Source organism: Pseudomonas sp. Pmew2 (assembly GCF_058129885.1).
Map to the genome: position 1 here is coordinate 3060661 of NZ_CM176702.1, position 22828 is coordinate 3083488.

At 59.0% G+C, this 22828-nt stretch carries 13 protein-coding genes; 11 read left to right on the top strand and 2 right to left on the bottom strand.

The window, feature by feature from the left end:
- Window positions 1–23: 23 nt before the first annotated feature.
- Together AC4ANK_RS13965 and xthA are read right to left on the bottom strand one after the other, a co-directional pair.
- The gene (locus AC4ANK_RS13965; RefSeq protein WP_031594781.1) at window positions 24–1367 is read right to left on the bottom strand and encodes a substrate-binding domain-containing protein; all 1344 of its coding nucleotides are present in this window, start codon (window positions 1365–1367) and stop codon (window positions 24–26) included.
- A gap of 132 nt (window positions 1368–1499) precedes the next feature.
- Window positions 1500–2312, bottom strand: a complete 813-nt coding sequence (gene xthA / locus AC4ANK_RS13970) for an exodeoxyribonuclease III (RefSeq protein ID WP_002553675.1) — start codon at window positions 2310–2312, stop codon at window positions 1500–1502.
- A 191-nt stretch (window positions 2313–2503) separates the two neighbouring features.
- Here xthA and AC4ANK_RS13975 point away from each other — a divergent pair, with 191 nt between their 5' ends.
- From AC4ANK_RS13975 to AC4ANK_RS14025, 11 genes are all read left to right on the top strand, one after another.
- Window positions 2504–3175 carry a GNAT family N-acetyltransferase gene (locus AC4ANK_RS13975; RefSeq protein WP_002553676.1) on the top strand — a complete coding sequence of 224 codons (672 nt, stop codon included), beginning with the start codon at window positions 2504–2506 and terminating at the stop codon, window positions 3173–3175.
- Between the two features lie 59 nt (window positions 3176–3234).
- On the top strand, window positions 3235–4959 hold the full coding sequence (locus AC4ANK_RS13980; RefSeq protein ID WP_002553677.1) for an autotransporter assembly complex protein TamA: 1725 nt from the start codon (window positions 3235–3237) through the stop codon (window positions 4957–4959).
- Window positions 4960–4964: 5 nt separating this feature from the next.
- Window positions 4965–8645 (top strand): translocation/assembly module TamB domain-containing protein, encoded by a 3681-nt coding sequence (locus tag AC4ANK_RS13985; RefSeq protein ID WP_002553678.1) that lies wholly within the window; start codon window positions 4965–4967, stop codon window positions 8643–8645.
- Between the two features lie 105 nt (window positions 8646–8750).
- Complete coding sequence (locus AC4ANK_RS13990; RefSeq protein ID WP_002553679.1) at window positions 8751–9668, top strand: LysR family transcriptional regulator; 918 nt, start codon at window positions 8751–8753, stop codon at window positions 9666–9668.
- Between the two features lie 90 nt (window positions 9669–9758).
- Window positions 9759–10259 carry a thiol peroxidase gene (gene tpx / locus AC4ANK_RS13995; RefSeq protein WP_002553680.1) on the top strand — a complete coding sequence of 167 codons (501 nt, stop codon included), beginning with the start codon at window positions 9759–9761 and terminating at the stop codon, window positions 10257–10259.
- 152 nt (window positions 10260–10411) lie between these two features.
- Entirely contained in the window at window positions 10412–11713 is a 1302-nt protein-coding gene (locus tag AC4ANK_RS14000; RefSeq protein WP_031594783.1) for an MdtA/MuxA family multidrug efflux RND transporter periplasmic adaptor subunit, read from the top strand.
- The gene (locus AC4ANK_RS14005; protein ID WP_002553682.1) at window positions 11710–14820 is read left to right on the top strand and encodes an MdtB/MuxB family multidrug efflux RND transporter permease subunit; all 3111 of its coding nucleotides are present in this window, start codon (window positions 11710–11712) and stop codon (window positions 14818–14820) included. The genes AC4ANK_RS14000 and AC4ANK_RS14005 overlap by 4 nt, the downstream gene beginning before the upstream one ends.
- The gene (locus AC4ANK_RS14010) at window positions 14817–17924 is read left to right on the top strand and encodes an efflux RND transporter permease subunit (protein WP_002553683.1); all 3108 of its coding nucleotides are present in this window, start codon (window positions 14817–14819) and stop codon (window positions 17922–17924) included. Before AC4ANK_RS14005 ends, AC4ANK_RS14010 begins: the two co-directional genes overlap by 4 nt.
- On the top strand, window positions 17921–19390 hold the full coding sequence (locus tag AC4ANK_RS14015) for an efflux transporter outer membrane subunit (protein WP_002553684.1): 1470 nt from the start codon (window positions 17921–17923) through the stop codon (window positions 19388–19390). Before AC4ANK_RS14010 ends, AC4ANK_RS14015 begins: the two co-directional genes overlap by 4 nt.
- Before the next feature lie 168 nt (window positions 19391–19558).
- Window positions 19559–21670 (top strand): putative bifunctional diguanylate cyclase/phosphodiesterase, encoded by a 2112-nt coding sequence (locus AC4ANK_RS14020; protein WP_044423764.1) that lies wholly within the window; start codon window positions 19559–19561, stop codon window positions 21668–21670.
- 102 nt (window positions 21671–21772) lie between these two features.
- Complete coding sequence (locus AC4ANK_RS14025) at window positions 21773–22519, top strand: SDR family oxidoreductase (protein WP_002553686.1); 747 nt, start codon at window positions 21773–21775, stop codon at window positions 22517–22519.
- Window positions 22520–22828: the final 309 nt, after the last annotated feature.

Genomic DNA, 22828 nt, shown 5'->3' on the forward strand with positions numbered 1-22828 from the left:
GGTAGCCGATAACTGCGCCCAGGCTACTGCACCCAGACTTCGACCCGACGGTTCTTGATTCGGCCGTCATCGATGTCATTGGTAGCTACCGGCATCTCATCCCCCAGGCCGACGATGTCGCGAAATGTCACGCCGCTTTTCAGCAGCTCACGGCGCACCGCCATGGCGCGCAGCCTTGAGAGCAGGGCTGCGCGAGCCGGATCGCTTTTGGCATCACCAAAGCCGACCAGCGTGACATGTTGATTGAGCTGGTTGCTGGTTTTCAGGTACTCCGCCACCCGCTTGAGGTCCTGCTGCGCCTTGTTATCCAGCTTCGCACTGCCCTGGGCAAAGCGAAAATTGACCGACAGCCGTTCGGCCTTGCGCGCCAGCGCCTGATAATCCGCAGGCATCTGCGCGGTAGGCTGCACCTTGAGTGCCTGCACGGTCTGCGCGACAAAGCCGCTCTGCGCGACGATGGCCTGACCCTCGGCGCTTTGCGCGAAACGGACCAGCGCCTGCGCCCAGCGTTGATGAGCTGAGGTAGGCACATAAAAGTAGAGCCGTCGCGACAGAGGATAGTCTTCGGTGGCAATCAGACTGACAGTCGGGAGCATGGGTCTGGAATCACCATCGGCAATGGCCACCGCTTTGGCACGCCTGATGGACGGTAGCCCGATAAAACCGATGCTATTGATGTCCTTGCTGACCTCGTCGGAGAGCTGCTCGCTGGATTCAAAGCGCGCGGCTGTGCCGGACAGGTTCTTGCCGTACTTTACAAGTATCAGGTCCTTGAATGTTTCGTAGGTGCCGGACTTCTCATCGCGAACATAAAGATGAATGGCTCCCGGATTTCCACCCACTTCGGCCCAGTCCCTGACTTCCCCGCTGAAAATGCGCGCCAGCTGCAGCGTATCCAGCTGTCTGACCGGATTGCCTGGATGCAGAATCACAGCAACGCCATCTATGGCAATGGTTTGTTCGCTTGCTGCGCTTTTCAGGTCGCCCAGGCCCGCCAGGTCCTTGGCTTCCTGATCCTTGATAGGTCGTGAAGAGGTGGCAATATCGGCGTTACCTGCTTTGAGCGCAGTAAACCCGGTGCCTGAACCATGTGCGGCGATTTCGATACTGACCGTCTGCCCTGCGGCGGTAGTGCCGACGACGCGCTGTTCATTCATGACATTGCCGGCAACAGTCTGCACTGATTGCAGGCCTTGCTGGCGCATCAACCCTTCAGCCAGTGCGGGGCCCAATTGGGCATTGATGGTATTTGAGCCTTGAATGCGCAAGGCCGGTATTTCACCCGCGGGCAGCGGCAGTGCCGCCAGCGCAAGGGCGGGCAGGGTGGCGCTCGACAGAGTCAGCGCCGTTAGCAAAGCGCGCAACATCGGCGTCACCATGAGTCACGGGAGGGTGCCGGGAGAATAAGACAGAAAGATTTCCGGAGTATGACGATTGCTCGACCACTGCGCGCGCGACCCGTTTATGCATAAAGCCGGATCGCACGATAGGGCGCTTTTTCAGTTCAGTTCCAGCCAGATCGGCGCATGGTCCGACGGCTTTTCCATGCCGCGCAAATCGTAGTCCACCCCGGCCGCCTTGATGCGTGGCTGCAGGCCGGTGGAGGTCATGATCAGGTCAATGCGCAGGCCGCGCTTGGGTTCGTCTTCGAAGCCGCGGCTGCGATAGTCAAACCAGCTGAATCGGTCGACGACTTCAGGGTACAGATGACGGAAGCTGTCCACCAGGCCCCAGTTTTTCAAGCGTTCCATCCACTCGCGCTCTTCGGGGAGAAAGCTGCACTTGCCGGTCTTCAGCCAGCGCTTGGCGTTGTCGGCACCGATGCCGATGTCGCAGTCCTGCGGAGAAATGTTTACGTCACCCATCACGATAAGCGGCTGCTCGTTGCTGAAATGGCTCTCCAGCAAGGTCTGCAGATTCTCGTAAAAACGCTGTTTGGCTGGAAATTTGGTCGGGTGATCACGGCTCTCGCCCTGCGGAAAGTAGCCATTCATGATGGTGACCGGCTGCCCATTGCTGTCGGCACAAGTGCCCCAGATGAAGCGCTTCTGCGATTCCTCGTCGTCGCCTTCAAAACCCTTGTGCAGGGCCAGCGGAGGATTGCGCGATAGCAGGGCAACACCGTAATGGCCTTTCTGACCGTGGAAATGCACATGATAGCCCAGCGCTTCGACTTCCGCGTGGGGGAACTGCTCGTCCGAAACCTTGGTTTCCTGAAGGCCGATTACGTCAGGCTGGTGTTTGTCGATCAGCGCCGCCAACTGATGAGGTCGAGCGCGCAGACCATTGATGTTGAACGAGACGATTTTCATAAAACGGCGGTCCTGAGCAAAAACAAACAGCGATGCTAGCTGACCTGTGGTTTCAGGACCAGCACCGTGTAAGGCACCGCGCAAACACAGGCCCGGACAAATCGTTGGAACTGTTATCAAGTGCCATCACTCGAAAGCCTGCTTGCCAAAACTGCTGCGCCAGACGCAGTTCCGTTAACACGAGGCCCTTTATGTCCCTACCTGCTGCCATCACGGGTGAAGTTCGTCAACTCGACAGTGGTTATTCCCGTGAAACCCGCTCCTTGCTGTTCAGGGCCTATCGGCACGATCCGACGTTCGCCTATCTGTTCAATGCCGAGCGCGAGGGATATGAGCAACGCGTATTGGCGACCATTCGCCAACTGGTCAAACAACACTTCCTGCAAGACCAGCCTGCACTCGGTCTGTTTTTGCAGGATCGGCTGGTCGGCGTAGCGCTGATCGCGCCACCGCAACGTCGTCTGGGCGTCACTGAAAGCTGGGCCTGGCGTCTGCGCATGGTGATGGACACCGGCCTTGGTTGCACCCAGCGTTATCTGGCTTATTACAACGCGGTGCTGGCCTGTGTTCCGTCCGAAACCGTGCATGTGCTGCCGTTGATAGGCCTGGATCCGGAATTTCAGGGTCAGAAGCTGGGGCAGGATTTGAGCGAACAACTGCTTGGGGCGTTGCACGATTGGTGCGCGGTGGATGAGCACTCTCAGGGCATCGTCGTAGACACGGGAAATCCTCGTTATCTCGAGTTCTATAAGCGTCAAGGCTATGAGGAAATCGGCGAGATTGCGGTAGGACCTGTCCGAGAGCACGTGTTTTTTCACCCCAATCCTCAGGTTTCACTGCCGGTGCCTGACGTAACGGTCTGAATCTCCGACAATTCGTGGGCTTCCAGTGCGGCCCGTCGATCGTGTTAGCATCTACGCCCATGAAGCTTTTCAGACTATTCAGCAGCCTGTTTCTGATGACCATGAGTGCAGCGGCGCTTGCACAGGCCCGCCTCGACGTCAGGATCAAGCCCGCCAACCCGGAACTCAAGGCCAACGTCGAAGGGTATGTGGGGGACCTGGGCGAGCGTGACGTTCAGGCGTTGCGTAACTTCAGCCTGGGTGCCGAACAGCAGGCAGAGAAAGCGGCTCAGGCGCTTGGCTATTATCAGGCGCAGATCGACAGCGAGATCAAGGACGCTGACCAGCCGCGTCTGGTGATCAATATCCAGCCGGGCGAGCCGATTCACCTGCGCAATGTGGTAATCCGCGTCGAGGGTCCGGCAGCATCGCTGAAAGCCTTTCGGGTACCCAAAAGCGACGCGCTGAAAACCGGCGCGGTGCTCAATCATGGCAACTATGAGGATGCCAAACGCCTGATCCAGAATCAGGCGTCGCGTTACGGCTTTTTCAGCGGCCACTTTACCAGCCAGCGCCTGGCTATTGACCCGCGAGCCGGGCTTGCCGACATCGAGCTGGTCTATGACAGTGGTCCGCGCTACTCGCTGGGCAAGGTCATGTTCAGTGGCAATGCGCCCTTCGATGAAGATTTGCTCAAGCGCATGGTGCCGTTCAAGGAAAATACTCCTTACGATTCACAACTGATCGCCGAATTGACCCAGGCCATGCAGGGCAGTGGCTATTTTGAAGGCGTGCGGGTCGATGCCGCGCCTACTGCAGCTGACCATCAGGTCATTCCGGTAACCGTTCAGCTTGAAACCCGTAAACCCCGAACCATGGGCCTTGGCCTGGGGTACTCAACCGATGTCGGTCCGCGTGGCAAAGCCAACTGGACCCGGCACTGGGCCAATCCACAAGGGCACAGCTACGGGTTCGAATCGGAAATATCCGCGCCTCGGCAGAATGTCGGCCTGTGGTACGACGTGCCGCTCGATCCGCCGTTGACCGATAAACTGCGTTATGCCGGTGGCTATCAATACGAAGAGATTGCTGGAACCGACAGCCTCAGCAAGCTGCTGACTGCCGGGCCTGAATGGCACAGCAAACTGCCCAGCGGCTGGGAACGGGTTATCTCACTGAAATGGCAGCGTGAAGAATACCGGCTGGGCGACGATTCGGGTCTGAGCACGCTGCTAATGCCCGGCATCAGTTATTCGTACCTGCGCAGCGATAACAGTATCGATCCCCACCAGGGCTACCGTTTACAGTTCGACACCCAGGTGGCCAAGGAGGGCATGTTGTCGGATGCCAATCTGGTGCATGCCAATGTGCTGCTCAAAGGGCTGACGACAGTCGCTCAGAACCATCGCTTTCTCGGGCGCGTGCAACTGGGTGGCAACCTGACTGACGGTTACACCTCGATACCGCCGTCGCTGCGTTTTTTTGCCGGTGGTGATCAAAGCGTACGAGGGTATGACTACCAGAAACTGTCACCGACCAACTCGGACGGCGACCGCATTGGTGGGCGTTACATGTTTGCCGGGAGCGTCGAGTACCAGTATTCCATTGCGGATAAATGGCGGCTCGCGACTTTCATCGATCAGGGCAACTCATTCAACAGTCTCGACAAGCCAGACCTGAAAACCGGCGTCGGTTTTGGGGTGCGCTGGGTATCTCCGGTGGGTCCGCTGCGTCTCGATCTGGCGCATGCTTTGGATGACGACGGTGGCATCCGCCTGCACTTCTCGATGGGGCCGGAACTTTGAACAGAATGAACATCAAGCGTGGCGCAAAGATTGCCGGACTGAGCGTGATCGCGTTACTACTGCTGGTGATCGTCAGCGTCGGGGTGTTGATTGGAACCCAGGCAGGCAGCCGGTGGGCGCTGGCTCGCGTGCCCGGCGTGCAACTGGAAAACTTTCAGGGCCGCCTGGGCGGGCAGTGGAGTGCCGAGCGCCTGGTTTGGCAGCAAGGCGCAGACCGTGTCGAGGTGCATTCTGTCGATTTCGCCTGGACGCCCGCCTGCCTGCTGAAGATGACCTTATGCATTGATCGCCTGCACGCGGGGCAAGTAATGCTGCGCTTTCCTCCGAGCGGTGCGCCGAGCAACGAAGATCCTTTGAGCCTGCCCGCCGTCAAGTTGCCGCTTGCCCTGCAACTGGGTGATACACAGCTGGGCAGCCTGCAACTGGATGGCGTCGAACAGTTGCGCGACCTCAAACTGGCGGCGCACTGGACCGCCGAAGGCTTGCAGATCGACAGCGCGCACTTGCAACGCGATGCGCTGGTGCTGGACCTCAATGGTCTGCTGAAGCCCGAGGGCGACTGGCCATTGAGCGTAAAAGGTCAACTGCAACTGCCGCCACAGGACGGTAAGCCCTGGACGCTGGCGCTGGATATTCAAGGTGACGTGCTCAAGACCTTGCAACTCAAGGCTGACAGCAGCGGCTATCTACCAGGGCAACTGACCGGTGAGCTGCAACCTTTGGCTGAGCATGTGCCAGCACGATTGAAACTGACTGCAGAACATTTCAAACCCAGCGCAGCATTGCCCGATACCCTGCAACTCGACCAGCTGCTGTTGACTGCCGAAGGCGATCTCGACTCGGGTTACCAGATCAACGGCACTGCCAGCCTGCCCGCAGAAAAAGGCCCTGTGGCGTTGTCGTTGCAGGGGCGTACGGATGCCAACGGGGCAACCATTGCAGCGCTTGATCTGGCCGCCAATGATCAACAGCGTCTGGCCATCAACGGCACGTTGAACTGGCAGAGTGGTTTCTCGGCTGATGCGAGCATCGACTGGCTGGATTTCCCCTGGCAGCGTCTGTATCCGCTGGAGTCCGAACCGCAAGTGTCGTTGCACGCTTTCAAAGGTGAAATTTCCTACACTGACGGCAATTATCTTGGCAATTTCAACGCCAGCCTCAAAGGACCTGCTGGTGCGTTCACGCTGATCAGTCCCTTCAGCGGCAATTTGCAGGAAGTCCATCTGCCGCAACTGGAGCTGGTCGCAGGGCAGGGTAAGGCCAGCGGTTTTCTGAACCTGCAATTTGCCAATGGCTTCGGCTGGGACACTGCACTTGATCTGAGCGCGCTGGACCCTTCATTCTGGGTTGCCGAATTGCCCGGCACACTGGCAGGGCCCTTGCGCAGCAAAGGTCAACGGGTCAACGAGGAGCTTGAACTGACTGCCGACCTGGACCTCAAGGGACGTCTGCGTGGCCAGCCCGCGCTGCTGCAAGCCAAGGCTGACGGTCGTGATCAGCAGTGGAATGTCAGCAACCTGAACATTCGATTGGGTGACAACCGGGTTCAGGGTAATGGCAGTTTGCAGGAACGTCTCAAAGGGCAGCTGGACCTTGACCTGCCGCGTCTGGCTCAATTGTGGCCGCGCTTGCAGGGGCAGGCCAAAGGCAGGCTCGACCTGACGGGAACGCTTCAGGCACCACAAGGGCAACTGGCGTTGCAGGGCAGTCAGCTCGCGCTGCAGGACAATCGCCTGCAAAGCCTGACTCTCAATGCCCGCCTGGATCAGTCGCAGCGCGCGACCATCAACCTCAAGGGCGTTGGCATTCAGGCCGGCGACACCGGGCTGGGGACGTTGCTGGTGGACGGTCAGGGTACGCTCAAGGCGCAACAATTGAAGCTGGACCTGCAAGGGCCGTTACTCAAGCTTGCTATCGCACTGGACGGCGGCCTGGACAAGGGCGACTGGCGCGGTCGGCTGGCCAGCGGCACGGTACAGAGCGGCGGACAGAACTGGCGTTTGCAGCAACCGGCGAAGATCGAGCGTCTGGCCGACGGTCGGCTGAACTTCGGTGCGCATTGCTGGCTGTCCGGTGCCTCCAGCCTGTGCGGTGGCGATCAACGACTGATGCCGGAGCCACGTTTGCGCTATCAGCTGAAGAATTTTCCACTCGACAGTCTGGCGCAATGGATGCCAAAGGATTTTGCCTGGCAGGGCGCGCTGAATGCCGACGTTCAGCTTGATCTTCCGGCTGCAGGCCCCACCGGCAAGGTTACGATTGATGCCGGAGGCGGCACATTGCGGGTGCGCAGCAATGACCAGTGGCTGGACTTCCCGTATCAGACACTCAAACTCGACACCACACTGGCACCCAGACGTATCGATACGCGGCTGGATTTCGAAGGCGGAAAGCTGGGCCGGTTGCTGGTCAATGCGCAGATCGATCCGCTGGCCAAAGACAAGCCTCTGTCAGGCGATTTCGGTCTCTCCGGGCTGGACATCTCGGTGGCACGACCCTTTGCGCCAATGGTGCAGAAACTCAATGGCCGCCTGAACGGCAATGGTCGATTGTCAGGCAGCTTGCTGGCACCTCTGGTCAACGGCAGCGTGACACTTGAAGGCGGTGAAGTGGCGGGTGCCGAGTTGCCGATGGAACTGCATGACCTCAAGGTGCAGGCGTTGATCGCCGGGGAGAGCGTACAGCTCACCGGTGGCTGGAAAAGTGGCAGCACCGGGCAGGGGAGCATCGGCGGTCAGGTGGCCTGGGGGCAGAATCTGAACGTTGATGTGAGCCTCAAGGGCGCGCGTCTGCCGATCAATGTCGAGCCCTACGCGGAAGTGGAGGTAGCGCCTGACCTGAAAATTTCCATGCAGGGTGAGCGGTTGGCCATTTCCGGCAAGGTGCTGGTGCCCAAGGGGGCGATCACCGTGCGTGAGCTGCCGCCGTCTACGGTCAAGCTCTCGGGCGATACGGTGATCGTCGGGCAGCAGACCGAGGAGGGCGCGCCACCGCTGGCAGTGGCCATGGATATCGATGTGGAGGTTGGTCAGGAAAAGCTCGCCTTCAGCGGTTTCGGGCTTACTGCCAATCTGGTCGGAAGGGTGCACATTGGCGACAACCTGGACACCCGTGGTGAGCTGAACCTGAACGACGGCCGTTACCGTGCCTACGGGCAGCGGCTGACCATCCGCAAGGCGCGCCTGCTGTTTGCAGGCCCTGTGGACCAGCCCTATCTGGATATCGAGGCCATTCGCCAGACAGATGACGTGATCGCAGGCATTCGTCTGACCGGCAGTGCCGAGCAACCCACCACCGAAGTGTTTTCCGAACCCGCGATGAGCCAGGAGCAGGCGCTCTCCTATCTGGTCATGGGCAGACCGCTGAGTACCTCGGGCGAAGACAACAACATGGTCGCTCAGGCTGCACTGGCGCTTGGCGTTGCCGGTAGCTCGTCGACCACCGGCAAGCTCGCGGACAATCTGGGTATCAAGGACTTCGAGCTGGATACCTCGGGAACCGGCGACAAGACCAATGTGGTTGCCAGCGGCAAGATCACCGAGAAGCTCAGCCTGCGTTATGGCGTCGGCGTGTTTGAACCGGCCAATACCATTGCGTTGCGCTATCTGCTCAGCAAGCGCGTGTACCTTGAGGCTGCAAGCGGTGTTGCCAGTTCGCTGGATATTTTCTATAAAAGAGACTTCTGAATACTGGCCAGCGGCTGTAATGGCACTGGCCTGCGTTCAACCGGTTTACCCTGTTAAAACAGTGTGACCCATCACACGCTCTCTCTATTCAGGCTGCCGGTAATCATGGATCGATTCAACGCCATGCGCGTATTCACCCGTATCGTCGAGCTAGGCGGTTTCGCCAGGGCGGCCGAGAGCCTGCACATGCCCCGTGCATCCGTGACGATTCTGATCAAACAACTGGAAGCTCACCTGGGCGTGCAGCTCTTGCAACGCACTACGCGTCAGGTCAGCACCACGCCTGACGGCAAGGCCTACTACCAGCGCTGCGTAAGCCTGCTGGCCGATCTGGATGACGCCGAAGCTTCCTTCTCTGCGGCAGGTGCCGAGCCCAAGGGGTTGCTGCGTGTTGACCTGCCAGTGAGCCTGGGGCGCATGATCGTGATACCCGCGTTGCCTGAATTTGCCCGGCGCTACCCGCAGATCCGGCTGGAAATCGGCATGAGCGACAGACCGGTCGACCTGATCCGCGAGGGCGTGGACTGTGTCTTGCGCGCCGGAGCAGCATTGGACGAAACGCTGGTCGCCAGGCCGCTGGGCAGCCTGACCCAGATCACTTGCGCCAGTCGCGATTACCTGCAGCGATACGGTACGCCGCTGAATCTGCCGGACCTCGCGCAACATCAGGTAATCGAATATTTCTCGACCAGCACGGGCAAGCGCTATGGTCTGGAGTTCATGGCCGGTGGCGTGGAGGTCGATCAAGCGTTGGCCTGTTCTATTTCGGTCAACAGTGCCGACGGTTATGTAGCGGCTTGCGAGGCGGGTTTTGGCCTGATACAAGTGCCGCGTTACCATGTCGCCGCACAGTTGCGCAGCGGCATACTGGTCGAGGTGCTGCGGTTGCATCGTCCGCCGCCGCTGGCGTTGACGGTGCTTTACCCACCTCATCGCCAGTTGTCACGCCGGATCAGGGTATTCGTCGATTGGCTGGTGGAATTATGTGCCCACCCAGATATCAGGGACAGACTGGTTTCCTGAGAAAATTCGGAATTATCCTATATAGGACACGGCACACTTTCGTGTTTAACTTCCGGTTCTTTTATTCATCTCAAAAAAGGAATGTGTTTCATGGCTCAAGTAACCCTCAAAGGCGGCCCTGTTCAAGTCAATGGCAAGCTGCCTGAAGTCGGCAGCAAGGCACCTGCCTTCACGCTGGTGGGTGAAGGTCTTGCCGACAAGACCCTGGCTGACTTCGCTGGCAAGCGCAAGGTGCTGAACATTTTTCCGAGCGTCGATACACCGACCTGTGCAACGTCGGTACGTAAATTCAACGCCCAGGCAAACGAGCTGGGCAATGCCGTTGTTCTGTGTATCTCTGCTGACCTGCCGTTTGCACAGGCCCGCTTCTGCGGCTCCGAAGGTCTGGAAAACGTCAAGAACCTGTCTTCTTTCCGCGCTGCCGATTTCAGCGAGCATTACGGCGTTGCAATTGCAGACGGCCCGCTGAAAGGTCTGACCGCTCGTGCGGTGGTTGTTCTGGACGAAAACGACAAAGTGCTGCACAGCGAACTGGTAACAGAGATCGCTAACGAACCCGACTACGACGCTGCATTGGCTGTGCTTAAGTAACTTTCCGCAACACTTCGACGGCCTGAATCCGCTCAGGCCGTTTTTTTGTTTGTGCGTCATACGTTTATCGAAAGTAAGCGCTTGGTAAAGGCGCTTTGCTTGTAACGCATCTGTGCTTATTGTTCAGCCTTCTGAAGAAGCCCCCACCTGTAATGGTTGATTTATTCATGCAATCGTCTGGCTCTCGTAAATCCCGTCGCTGGTTGATCAGTTTGTTGATCCTGTTGGCCATTGTTGCCCTGTGCTGGGGGTTATGGCCTGCCTCCACTCCCGGCAAAGGGGCCGAGAGCAAGAAGCATGGCGCAGGTGGCGTGGCGCGTCCTGGCTTCGGTGCATCGGCTGTCGCTGTCCCGGTGCGGGTAGCCCCGGCAACCGAAGGCGATTTCCCGATCTACTACAAGGCGCTTGGCACGGTAACGGCGATGAACACCATCAATGTGCGCAGCCGGGTGGCGGGAGAGCTGGTCAAGCTTTATTTCCAGGAAGGGCAGATGGTCAAGGCGGGTGACCTGCTGGCGGAAATCGATCCGCGCAGTTATCAGGTGGCGTTGCAGCAGGCCGAAGGTACGCTGGCCACCAATCAGGCGCTGCTCAAGAATGCTCAGCTCGACGTACAGCGTTACCGTGGGCTTTTTGCCGAGGACAGCATCGCCAAACAGACCCTCGACACTGCCGAGTCGCTGGTCAATCAGTACAAGGGCACGATCAAGACCAATCAGGCGGCCGTGGCTGATGCGAAGCTGAGCCTGGACTTCACACGCATTCGTGCGCCTATTGCAGGTCGTGTCGGCCTCAAACAGCTGGACGTCGGCAACCTGGTTGCCGCCAACGACACCACGGCGCTGGTGGTAATTACCCAGACCCAGCCCATTTCGGTCGCCTTCACGCTCCCGGAAAAAGACCTGTCGAAAGTCATTTCCCGCTACCGCACCGGCGACAAGCTGCCCGTCGAAGCCTGGGACCGGGGCGATACGAAAATGCAGGCTTCCGGTGTACTCGCCAGCCTCGATAACCAGATCGATGTGACGACCGGCACACTGAAGTTCAAGGCCCGTTTCGATAACGGTGACGAGATCCTGTTCCCCAACCAGTTCGTCAATGTGCGTCTGCGCGCCGATACGTTGAAACAGGTGACACTGGTGCCAACGGCTGCCGTGCAGTTCGGCACCGACGGGACCTTTGTCTATGTCCTGGACGGTGACAAGAAGGTCAAACTCAAACTGTTGAAGACCGGCCCGAGCGACGAGACATCGACGGTGATTACCGAAGGTCTGGCAGCCGGAGAACGGGTCGTGCTAGAAGGCACCGACCGTCTGCGCGACGGCGCTGAAGTCGAGGTCGTCAACGACAGCAAGGATGTACCGGCGGGTCCGGTTCAGAAGCTGCAGGGCAAGCCTGACAGCAAGACAGACAAGTCGGCAGCACTCGGCAAGGTGGAAAAACCAAACGTATGAACATGTCGCGCCTGTTCATCCTGCGTCCGGTTGCCACCACGCTGAGTATGCTGGCAATCGTCCTGGCGGGTCTGATCGCCTACACCTTGCTGCCGGTGTCGGCGCTGCCTCAGGTCGACTATCCGACCATTCGGGTGATGACGCTGTATCCCGGTGCCAGTCCGCAGGTCATGACCAGCTCCGTCACTGCGCCTCTTGAGCGTCAATTCGGGCAGATGCCCGGTTTGACCCAGATGGCCTCGACGAGCTCGGGCGGCGCGTCGGTCATTACCCTGCGTTTCAGCCTCGAAATCAATATGGATGTGGCTGAGCAGCAGGTCCAGGCCGCGATCAACGCGGCCACCAACCTTCTGCCTACCGATCTTCCGGCACCGCCGGTCTATAACAAGGTCAACCCGGCAGACACGCCGGTTCTGACCCTGGCGATTACCTCGAAAACCATGCTGCTGCCCAAGCTCAATGATCTGGTCGATACACGCATGGCGCAGAAAATCTCGCAGATCAGCGGTGTCGGCATGGTCAGCATTGCCGGCGGCCAGCGTCAGGCTGTGCGGATCAAGGTCAATCCGGAAGCGCTGGCCGCCAACAGCCTGAACCTGTCTGATGTGCGGACTCTGATCGGCGCGTCCAACGTCAACCAGCCCAAGGGTAACTTCGACGGGCCAACCCGGGTTTCGATGCTGGATGCCAACGATCAGTTGAAGTCTCCAGAGGAGTACGCCAACCTTATTCTGGCCTACAAGGATGGCGCTCCCCTGCGTCTGAAGGATGTGGCCGAAATCGTCGACGGTGCCGAAAACGAACGCCTGGCGGCCTGGGCCAATCGGAGTCAGGCGGTGCTGCTGAACATTCAGCGCCAGCCGGGCGCCAACGTGATCGAGGTGGTCGACCGGATCAAGGCATTGCTGCCGTCAATCACCGAGAACCTTCCGGCCGGCCTCGACGTCGTGGTCCTGACGGACCGCACTCAGACGATCCGCGCGTCGGTGACCGATGTTCAGCACGAACTGTTGATCGCGATTATCCTGGTGGTGCTGGTAACCTTCCTGTTCCTGCGTCGTTTCAGCGCGACGATCATTCCCTCCATCGCCGTCCCGCTGTCACTGGTAGGCACCTTCGGCGTCATGTACCTGGCGGGCTTCTCGGTCAACAACCTCACGCTGATGGCCATGACCATCGCGACCGGTTTCGTTGTTGATGACGCCATCGTAATGCTGGAAAACATATCCCGGCATATCGAGGAGGGCGAAACACCTCTGCAGGCCGCCCTGAAGGGCGCGAAACAGATCGGTTTTACCCTGATTTCGTTGACCCTGTCGCTGATTGCAGTGCTTATACCGCTGTTGTTCATGGCTGATGTGGTCGGGCGGCTGTTTCGCGAGTTTGCGATAACCCTGGCAGTCGCCATCCTGATATCGCTGGTGGTATCGCTGACCCTGACGCCCATGATGTGCGCGCGGTTGCTCAAGCGCGAGCCAAAGGAAGAAGAGCAGAGCCGTTTCTATCGTGCCAGCGGTGCCTGGATCGACTGGCTGATCGATATCTACGCGGGCGGATTGCGCTGGGTGCTCAGGCATCAACCACTGACCCTGTTGGCGGCATTGGCCACTCTGGCACTGACTGTGCTGCTGTACATCGTTGTGCCCAAGGGCTTTTTTCCGGTGCAGGACACCGGCGTGATCCAGGGTATTTCGGAAGCGCCACAGTCGGTCTCCTTTGCTGCCATGAGCCAGCGTCAGCAGGCGCTGGCTGACATCATTCTCAAGGACCCTGCGGTGGTCAGTCTGTCTTCCTACATTGGTGTTGACGGTGATAACGCAACGCTCAACAGCGGGCGTCTGCTGATCAACCTCAAGCCCCACTCAGAGCGTGACCTCACCGCATCCGAGGTGATCCAGCGCCTGCAGCCAGAGGTAGACAAGCTTTCTGACATTCGTCTGTTCATGCAGCCGGTGCAGGACCTGACCATTGAAGACCGGGTCAGTCGTACTCAGTATCAGTTCAGCATGTCATCGCCCGACGCCGAGCTGCTGACGCTGTGGAGCGAAAGGCTGGTCGAGGCGCTCAGCAAACGGTCCGAACTGACGGATGTGGCCAGCGACCTGCAGGACAAGGGCCTGCAGGTATATCTGAGCATCGATCGTGATGCGGCCAGTCGGGTAGGGGTCACCGTTGCGAATATTACCGATGCGCTGTACGACGCATTCGGTCAGCGACAGATTTCCACCATCTATACCCAGGCCAGCCAGTACCGCGTGGTGCTGCAAGCCGCGTCGGGCAGTGAGCTCGGCCCAGCCGCACTTGAGCAGATACACGTCAAGACCACCGATGGCGCACAGGTAAAACTGTCGAGCCTGGCACGCGTCGAGCAGCGTCAGGCACAGTTGGCCATCGCTCACCTCGGGCAGTTTCCCGCAGTGATGATGTCGTTCAACCTTGCGCCCGGCGTTGCATTGGGCAAGGCCGTGCAGGTCATCGAACAGGTTGAGCACGACATCGGCATGCCGATTGGTGTGCAGACCCAGTTTCAGGGCGCTGCCGAGGCATTTCAGGCATCGTTGTCGAGCACGTTGCTGCTGATTCTGGCGGCTGTAGTGACCATGTACATCGTGCTGGGCGTGCTCTACGAGAGCTATATCCACCCGATCACCATCCTCTCGACACTGCCGTCGGCAGCAGTGGGTGCCTTGCTGGCCTTGCTGATCAGCGGCAATGACCTGGGGATGATCGCGATCATCGGTATCATTTTGCTGATCGGCATCGTCAAGAAGAACGCGATCATGATGATCGACTTCGCGCTCGACGCAGAGCGCAACCGGGGTGTTGCACCGGAAACGGCGATCTACGAAGCGGCGCTGCTGCGTTTCCGGCCGATTCTCATGACCACCCTGGCAGCATTGTTCGGCGCCATTCCGTTGATGCTTGCCAGCGGCTCCGGCGCAGAGTTGCGCCAGCCACTGGGGCTGGTGATGGTCGGCGGTCTGCTCGTCAGCCAGGTACTGACGCTGTTTACCACGCCGGTCATCTATCTGTATTTCGACCGGCTTGGCCGTCGCTGGAGTCGCAGGCCTGCCGACCCGGACCGGCTGGAACGGGCTGACGCATGAACCTGTCAGCGCCGTTTATCCGTCGCCCGGTTGCGACCGTACTGCTGAGCCTGGCGATCCTGCTGCTGGGCGCGGTCAGCTTCCGCTTGTTGCCGGTCGCGCCGTTGCCGAACATGGACTTCCCGGTAATTGTGGTGTCCGCCAGTCTGGCGGGTGCCAGCCCCGAGGTGATGGCCTCCACTGTGGCCACTCCGCTGGAGCGTTCGCTGGGCAGTATTGCCGGGGTCAATACCATGACCAGCAATTCAAGCCAGGGCACGACACGGATCATCCTGCAGTTCGATCTCAATCGCGACATCAATGGTGCGGCGCGGGAAGTGCAGGCGGCAATCAATGCTTCGCGCAACCTGCTGCCCAGCGGTATGCGCAGCATGCCGACCTACAAGAAGGTCAACCCGTCCCAGGCGCCGATCATGGTCCTGTCTATGACGTCGACGGTGCTGGAAAAAGGTCAGCTTTACGACCTGGCATCCACCATCCTGTCACAGAGCCTGTCGCAGGTTTCCGGGGTCGGCGAAGTGCAGATCGGCGGCAGTTCGCTGCCAGCGGTTCGTATCGAGCTGGAGCCACAGATGCTCTCCCAGTACGGCGTATCGCTTGACGACGTGCGCACCGCGATTACCGGTGCGAACGTGCGGCGGCCAAAGGGTTTTGTGGAGGATGATCAGCATAACTGGCAGGTTCAGGCCAACGACCAGCTGGAAACCGCAAAGGACTATGCGCCGCTGATCATTCGCTACAAGGATGGGGCGACCTTGCGCCTCAAGGACGTCGCGAAAGTCAGCGATGCCGTGGAAGATCGCTACAACAGCGGGTTTTATAACAATGACCGGGCGGTGTTACTGGTCGTCAACCGCCAGGCGGGTGCCAACATCATTGAAACCGTGGCGCAGATCAAGGCGCAAATGCCAGCCCTGCGGGCCGTGCTGCCTGCCAGCGTGAGCCTCAACGTCGCGATGGATCGCTCGCCGGTGATCAAGGCGACGCTTCACGAGGCAGAGATGACCCTGCTGATTGCCGTGGTTCTGGTGGTGATGGTGGTATTTCTGTTTCTCGGCAGTTTTCGCGCATCGCTGATCCCCACTCTGGCGGTTCCGGTATCGCTGGTAGGCACCTTTGCGATCATGCACCTGCTCGGTTTTTCCCTGAACAATCTGTCGTTGATGGCTTTGATCCTCGCCACCGGACTGGTGGTGGACGATGCAATCGTGGTGCTGGAAAACATTTCCCGGCACATTCACAACGGTCTCGACCCCATGAAAGCGGCCTTTCTGGGGGCCAAAGAGGTGGGTTTCACCTTGCTGTCGATAAACGTCTCGCTGGTGGCGGTGTTCATTTCCATTCTGTTCATGGGTGGGCTGGTCGAAAGTCTGTTTCGCGAGTTTTCCATTACCTTGTCGGTGTCGATCGTCGTCTCGCTGATCGTATCCCTGACCCTGACGCCGATGTTGTGCGCGCGCTGGCTCAAACCCCACGATTCGGGCAAGGACAATGCCTTTCAGCGCTGGAGCGAGCGGGTCAACGACCGCATGGTCGCCGGCTATGACCGCTCGCTCGGCTGGGTCATGCGGCATCGCAGGCTGACACTGCTCAGCCTGCTGATTACCGTTGTGGTGAATGTCGCGCTGTATGTGGTGGTGCCCAAGACCTTTCTGCCACAGCAGGACACCGGGCAACTGATGGGTTTTGTACGCGGTGACGACGGTCTTTCGTTCTCGGTCATGCAGCCGAAAATGGAAATCTTTCGCCGTTCGATTCTGGCAGACCCTGCGGTGGAGAGCGTTGCCGGTTTTATCGGCGGTAGCGGTGGCACCAATAACGCCTTCATGATCGTACGCCTCAAGCCGATTGCCGAGCGCGAGCTGTCTGCCGAAAAAGTGGTCGAGCGCCTGCGCAAGAACATGCCGCATGTGCCCGGTGGCAGACTATTCCTGGCGCCTGATCAGGACCTGCAACTGGGGGGTGGTCGCGAGCAGACCAGTTCGCAGTATCAGTACATTGTGCAAAGTGCAGACCTGAGCAGCCTGCGGCTGTGGTATCCGAAGATCGTTGCGGCGCTCAAATCGATTCCGGAGCTGACGGCTATCGACGCCAGGGAAGGGCGCGGGGCGCAGCAAGTGACCCTGGTGGTCAATCGTGATACGGCCAAACGGCTGGGCATCGATATGAACATGGTCACGGCGGTGCTCAACAATGCCTACAGCCAGCGTCAGGTCTCGACCATCTATGACAGCCTCAACCAGTACAAGGTGGTGATGGAGGTCAATCCCAAATACGCTCAGGACCCGGCGACGCTGGAGCAGGTTCAGGTGATTACTGCCGACGGGCAGCGCGTGCCGCTGTCGAGCATTGCTCATTACGAGCGCAGTCTGGCGAATGATCGGGTTTCGCATGACGGTCAGTTCGCTGCCGAAAACATTTCCTTTGATCTGGCCGAAGGTGCCAGCCTCGACAAGGCGACGGTGGCTATCGAGCGCGCAATTGCCGCCATCGGACTGCCGTCCGACATCATTTCCAAGATGGCCGGGACCGCCAACGCCTTCGCCTCGACCCAGAAAAGCCAGCCCTGGATGATTCTCGGTGCGTTGCTGGCGGTGTATCTGGTGCTGGGGATTCTTTATGAAAGCTACATCCATCCATTGACGATCCTCTCGACGCTGCCATCGGCCGGTGTGGGCGCATTGCTGACGATCTACGTGTTGGGCAGCGAATTCAGCCTGATCTCCCTGTTAGGGCTGTTCCTGCTGATTGGCGTGGTGAAGAAAAACGCAATCATGATGATCGACCTGGCCCTGCACCTTGAGCGTGATCAGGGAATGACGCCACAAGAGTCGATCCGCAGCGCTTGTCTGCAACGCCTACGACCCATTCTGATGACCACAATGGCCGCCATTCTGGGTGCATTGCCGTTGCTGCTGAGTACTGCGGAAGGCGCTGAAATGCGCAAACCGCTGGGCCTGACCATTATTGGTGGACTGATCTTCAGCCAGGTCCTGACTCTCTACACCACCCCGGTGGTTTACCTTTATCTCGACCGTCTGCGCCACCGTTACAATAAATGGCGTGGCGTGCGTACCGATGCTGCTCTGGAAACCCCGCTATGACCGAACGCCTGGCCTTTATATCCCGCCCGACAGGGCTGATTCGTCCACTCGCGCTGGGGCTCTGCGTTGTGCTGCTCAGCGCTTGTGCTGTTGGTCCTGATTACCAGGCGCCGTCGATGGCCGCGCCTGCGCAGTTCAAGGCCGCCGAAGGCTGGCGTGCAGCCACACCCGGTGACGCGATGGCCAAAGGTGCATGGTGGGAGGTGTACAGGGATCCGCAACTGAACTCGCTGGTCGAACGGCTCAACACCTCCAACCAGACCGTCGCCCAGTACGATGCGCAGTACCGGCAGGCACAAGCACTGGTGCGTAGCTCCAGAGGCGCATTTCTGCCGACACTGGATCTGACCACCGGCAAGACCCGCTCGGGGCAGGGCACAGGCACATCCAATACCGGTACGAATACCGGCGCCTCGGGAATTCGCAACAGTTACAACGCTCAACTGGGCGTCAGTTGGGAAGCCGATGTGTGGGGCAAGTTGCGCCGTGGGCTGGAGGCTGACACCGCCAGTGCGCAGGCAAGTCTTGCGGACCTGTCAGCGATGCGCCTCAGCCTGCAATCGGAGCTGGTGCAGAATTATCTGCAATTGCGGGTCATTGACGAACAGAAACGCCTGCTGGAATCCACTGTGGACACCTATCAGCGCTCCCTGACCCTCACCCGGAATCAATACCGCGCCGGTATTTCAGGAAGTGACGCTGTCGCCCAGGCGCTGACACAGTTGAAAAGTACTCAGGCCGACTTGATCGATCTGGCCTGGCAGCGTGCACAATTCGAGAACGCCATTGCCGTGCTGATGGGGATGGCGCCCGCTGACTTCAATCTGCCGGCCAGCACTTCGATTCCGCAATTGCCGCAGATCCCGCCAGGGCTGCCGTCACAGTTGCTTGAACGCCGACCGGACATTGCCGCGGCCGAACGCTCGGTCATGGCCGCCAATGCCAACATCGGCGTCGCCAAGGCCGCTTACTACCCAGACTTCACGCTGAGCATGAGCGGCGGTTACAGCAGCAGTACGTTCGCCAACTGGATCAGCCTGCCCAACCGCTTCTGGTCGGTAGGGCCGCAACTGGCGTTGACGTTGTTCGACGGTGGCAGGCGGACGGCGGAAGTTGATCGTACCGAGGCCGTGTACGACCAGACTGTCGCCCAGTACCGGCAGACCGTGCTGAATGGTTTTCAGGAAGTCGAAAATTACCTCGTTCAACTCAAAGTCTACGAGCAGGAGGCCGCCGTGCGCCAGGAAGCGCTGGTATCGGCTCGCGACTCGTTGCGCCTGACCAACAACCAGTACAAGGCCGGGCTGATCGGTTATCTTGACGTCGTCAACGTACAGGCCACTGCTTTGAGCAATGAACGCAGTGTGCTGAACGTTCTGCAAAGTCGCTTGATTGCCAGCGTTCAGTTGATTGCCGCATTGGGTGGCGGCTGGAATGCCGAAACAGGTTTGACCCTCAGGGAGTGAGTGCTTCACGGAGCAAAGGCGGTTTTTCTTGAACTGTTCGTGATAAATGAAAAATCAATAGCTGGTTGCCATCTTTTCGACCAGATACCGCGACATTTGGCAGCTATTGCGTACAATCATCCCCCGCAGTATCGGCATGGACGCGCTCATTGGGCTCCAGGTGCGTTTATGTTGATTGGCAGCTACACCCCGTCGCTCGTCGTGGTCTCCGTTCTCGTCGCAATTGTTGCTGCGTACACTGCTCTCGATCTGGTTGGCCGTATTATTTCGGCCAGGGGCCGCGCCGTTTATGTATGGATTGCGGGAGGTGCTTTCGCAATGGGCGTTGGCAGTTGGTCGACGCACTTCATCGGTATGCTGGCATTCGTCCTGCCTATCGACGTTGGCTATGATGTGCCGTTGGCACTGTTGTCCTTGCTGATCGCAATACTGTCTTCCGGTTTCGCGCTGTGGCTGGCCGCCCGGCCGCTATTATCCGCCGCGCAGATTGGCCTGGGTGGGTTGTTGCTGGGGCTTGGCATCAGCGCCACGCATTACACCGGCATGGCGGCAATGCGCATGCAACCCGGCATCGAATACACGCCCTGGTTGTTTGCGCTTTCCCTGGCGATCAGCATTGCCGCCTCTGCGGCGGCGTTATGGATAGCGTTTCGTCTTCGCCAGCAAAGGCCCAGGATATACCTGATGCGTGCGGTAGCGGCAATTCTGCTGGGAACGGCCATCATCGGTATGCATTACACCGGCATGGCGGCGGCCACCTTTGCCGATGGCAGCTTTTGTGGTGCGTTGCCCGATGGATTGAGCAGCAATGGACTGGACAGGATTGTTCTGGTCGCCAGTCTTTCGATACTGGGTATCGCGCTGTTCAGTTGTATTCTCGACTCCCACCTCGAGACACGTACCGCTGTCCTGGCCAATTCCCTGACTGAAGCCAATCAGGAGCTTACCCACCTGGCTCTGCATGACAACCTCACCGGGCTGCCGAATCGTGTGTTGTTGACGGATCGCATCGAGCAGGCGATGAAGAAAGTCAGCGAAAGCGGCGGCTGCTTTGCGTTGATGTTCATGGACCTGGATGGTTTCAAACCGGTGAATGACGCATTCGGCCACCATACCGGGGACTTGCTGTTGCGGCAGGTCGCTTTGCGTCTTCGTAACAACCTGCACCGGCACGACACGCTGGCAAGGATCGGTGGTGATGAATTCGTGCTGCTGGTCGAACTGCATGACCCGCAGGATGCGTTGGCTGTCGCAACGCGTCAGGTCAATGAAATAGGCAATCCGTTTACCATCGGCGAGCATCAATTGCAGATCTCGCTGAGCATCGGCATCTGCATGTACCCGGGCAATGGCAATACCCAGCACGAACTTCTGATCAACGCCGATGCCGCCATGTATCACACCAAAGCGGCCGGCAAGAACGGCTACAGCTTTTTCGATGCCTCGATGAACAGCAACGCACGCAATCAGCTGCAGATGTCTCAGGACTTGCGTAAGGCGATCAAGCACAGGCAGTTCTGTATCTATTACCAGCCCAAGTTCGACGCTTTGACCGGACTGCCCCTGGGCGCAGAAGCGCTATTACGCTGGAACCATCCGGAACAAGGCGTTATGGGCCCCGATCAGTTCATCGCCATGGCAGAGAAAACCGGCCTGATCATTCAGATCGGCGAGTGGGTACTGGATGAGGCTTGCCGACAGATGCGTGAGTGGTACACCCAGGGCTACGCGCACTGGCGCATTGCGGTGAACCTGTCAGCGTTGCAGTTCTGTCATGCCGGGCTGGTCACTGCGGTGGCGGATACCCTGGCCAGACATCAGCTCCCGGCCAACTGCCTGACCCTGGAAATCACCGAGACTACGGCCATGCATGACGCCGATGCCAGCCTGGCGGTGTTGCAAAGGCTGTCGGAAATGGGCGTGGATCTATCGATTGACGATTTTGGCACCGGTTACTCCAGCCTGATGTACCTGAAGCGCCTGCCCGCCAATGAAATCAAGATTGATCGAGGTTTTGTGCGTGACCTTGAGCATGACACCGACGATGCCGCCATCGTGTCGGCCATCGTTGCGGTAGGGCAGGCGTTGAACCTGCGGATCGTCGCCGAAGGCGTAGAAACAGCGGTTCAGAAGCGCTTCCTGACGCACTTGGGATGTCACTCCCTGCAAGGCTTCCTGCTCGGTTATCCTTTGCCGGCTGAGCAATTTCTCGACGAAATTCGCGCCGCCGAGGCGAAAGCGGCAGTCGACGTGCCCGATGTTGGGCAACCGGCTTTCTGAAGCGCATGGATGGCGCTGGACGGCAAAGGCTGGCACGATCAGAAACGTCTGGCTAACCTGCGGGTGTTAGCTGCGCCTTGATGCTGGCTTCTGAGAAAAATCATGGAAAAAGTCCTCATTATTACCGGTGGCTCGCGCGGAATCGGCGCAGCCACTGCGCGTCTGGCCGCTGTACAGGGCTATCGGATCTGTATCAATTATCTGTCTGACCATGCCGCAGCCGAAAAGACGGCAGGGCAGGTCAGGGCCCTGGGTGCTCAGGCGATCACCTTGCAGGCGGACGTCAGCAACGAAGACGAGATCATGCGCCTGTTCTCCAGGGTCGATTCGGAACTCGGCCGCGTTACCCATCTGGTCAACAATGCAGGCACGCTCGCTCAGGCTTCAAGAGTCGAGGACATGTCCGAATTCCGAATGCTCAAAATGATGATGACCAACGTGGTCGGACCGATGCTGTGCAGCAAACATGCCTTGTTACGCATGCTGCCGAGTCACGGCGGGCACGGTGGCAGTATCGTCAACGTATCCTCGCTCGCGGCCCGCCTGGGCTCGGCGGGCGAATATGTGGATTACGCCGCTTCGAAAGGCGCGCTGGACACGTTCACCATCGGACTTTCCAGGGAAGTGGCCGGGGAGAACATTCGCGTCAACGCGGTGCGGCCGGGGTTCATCTTCACCGACTTTCACGCCCTGAGCGGCGATCCGTTCCGCGTCAGCAAACTCGAGGGCGCACTGCCCATGGGCCGTGGGGGGACGGCGGAGGAAGTGGCCGAGGCCATTCTCTGGCTGCTGTCGGACAATGCGTCGTATGCCACAGGAACGTTCATCGATCTGGCGGGCGGGCGCTGAAGGCGTGCATGGTCTGGCAAGCGCCTTCAGATACCGCTTACTGACTCGTCACACCGTTACAGGTGGCGCATTGGCGGGCGGGTCGCCTACCGGTGTTTGATCGGGTAGAGGCGGTGAGGGGGGGGGGCTCCTGCTCGGGTACTGGCTCGGGCAGAACGGGGTCGTCGATGTTTGGATCAGGTACTTCTACTGGATTGGGTAGAGTCATGGTTGCAGCCTCCTTGTTGACCCTTTTTACGACCCCCCGGCTTGATTGATGATTCAATTGATTTTAACCGGATCACCCTTGCCCGATTGTTCTGCCCTGCC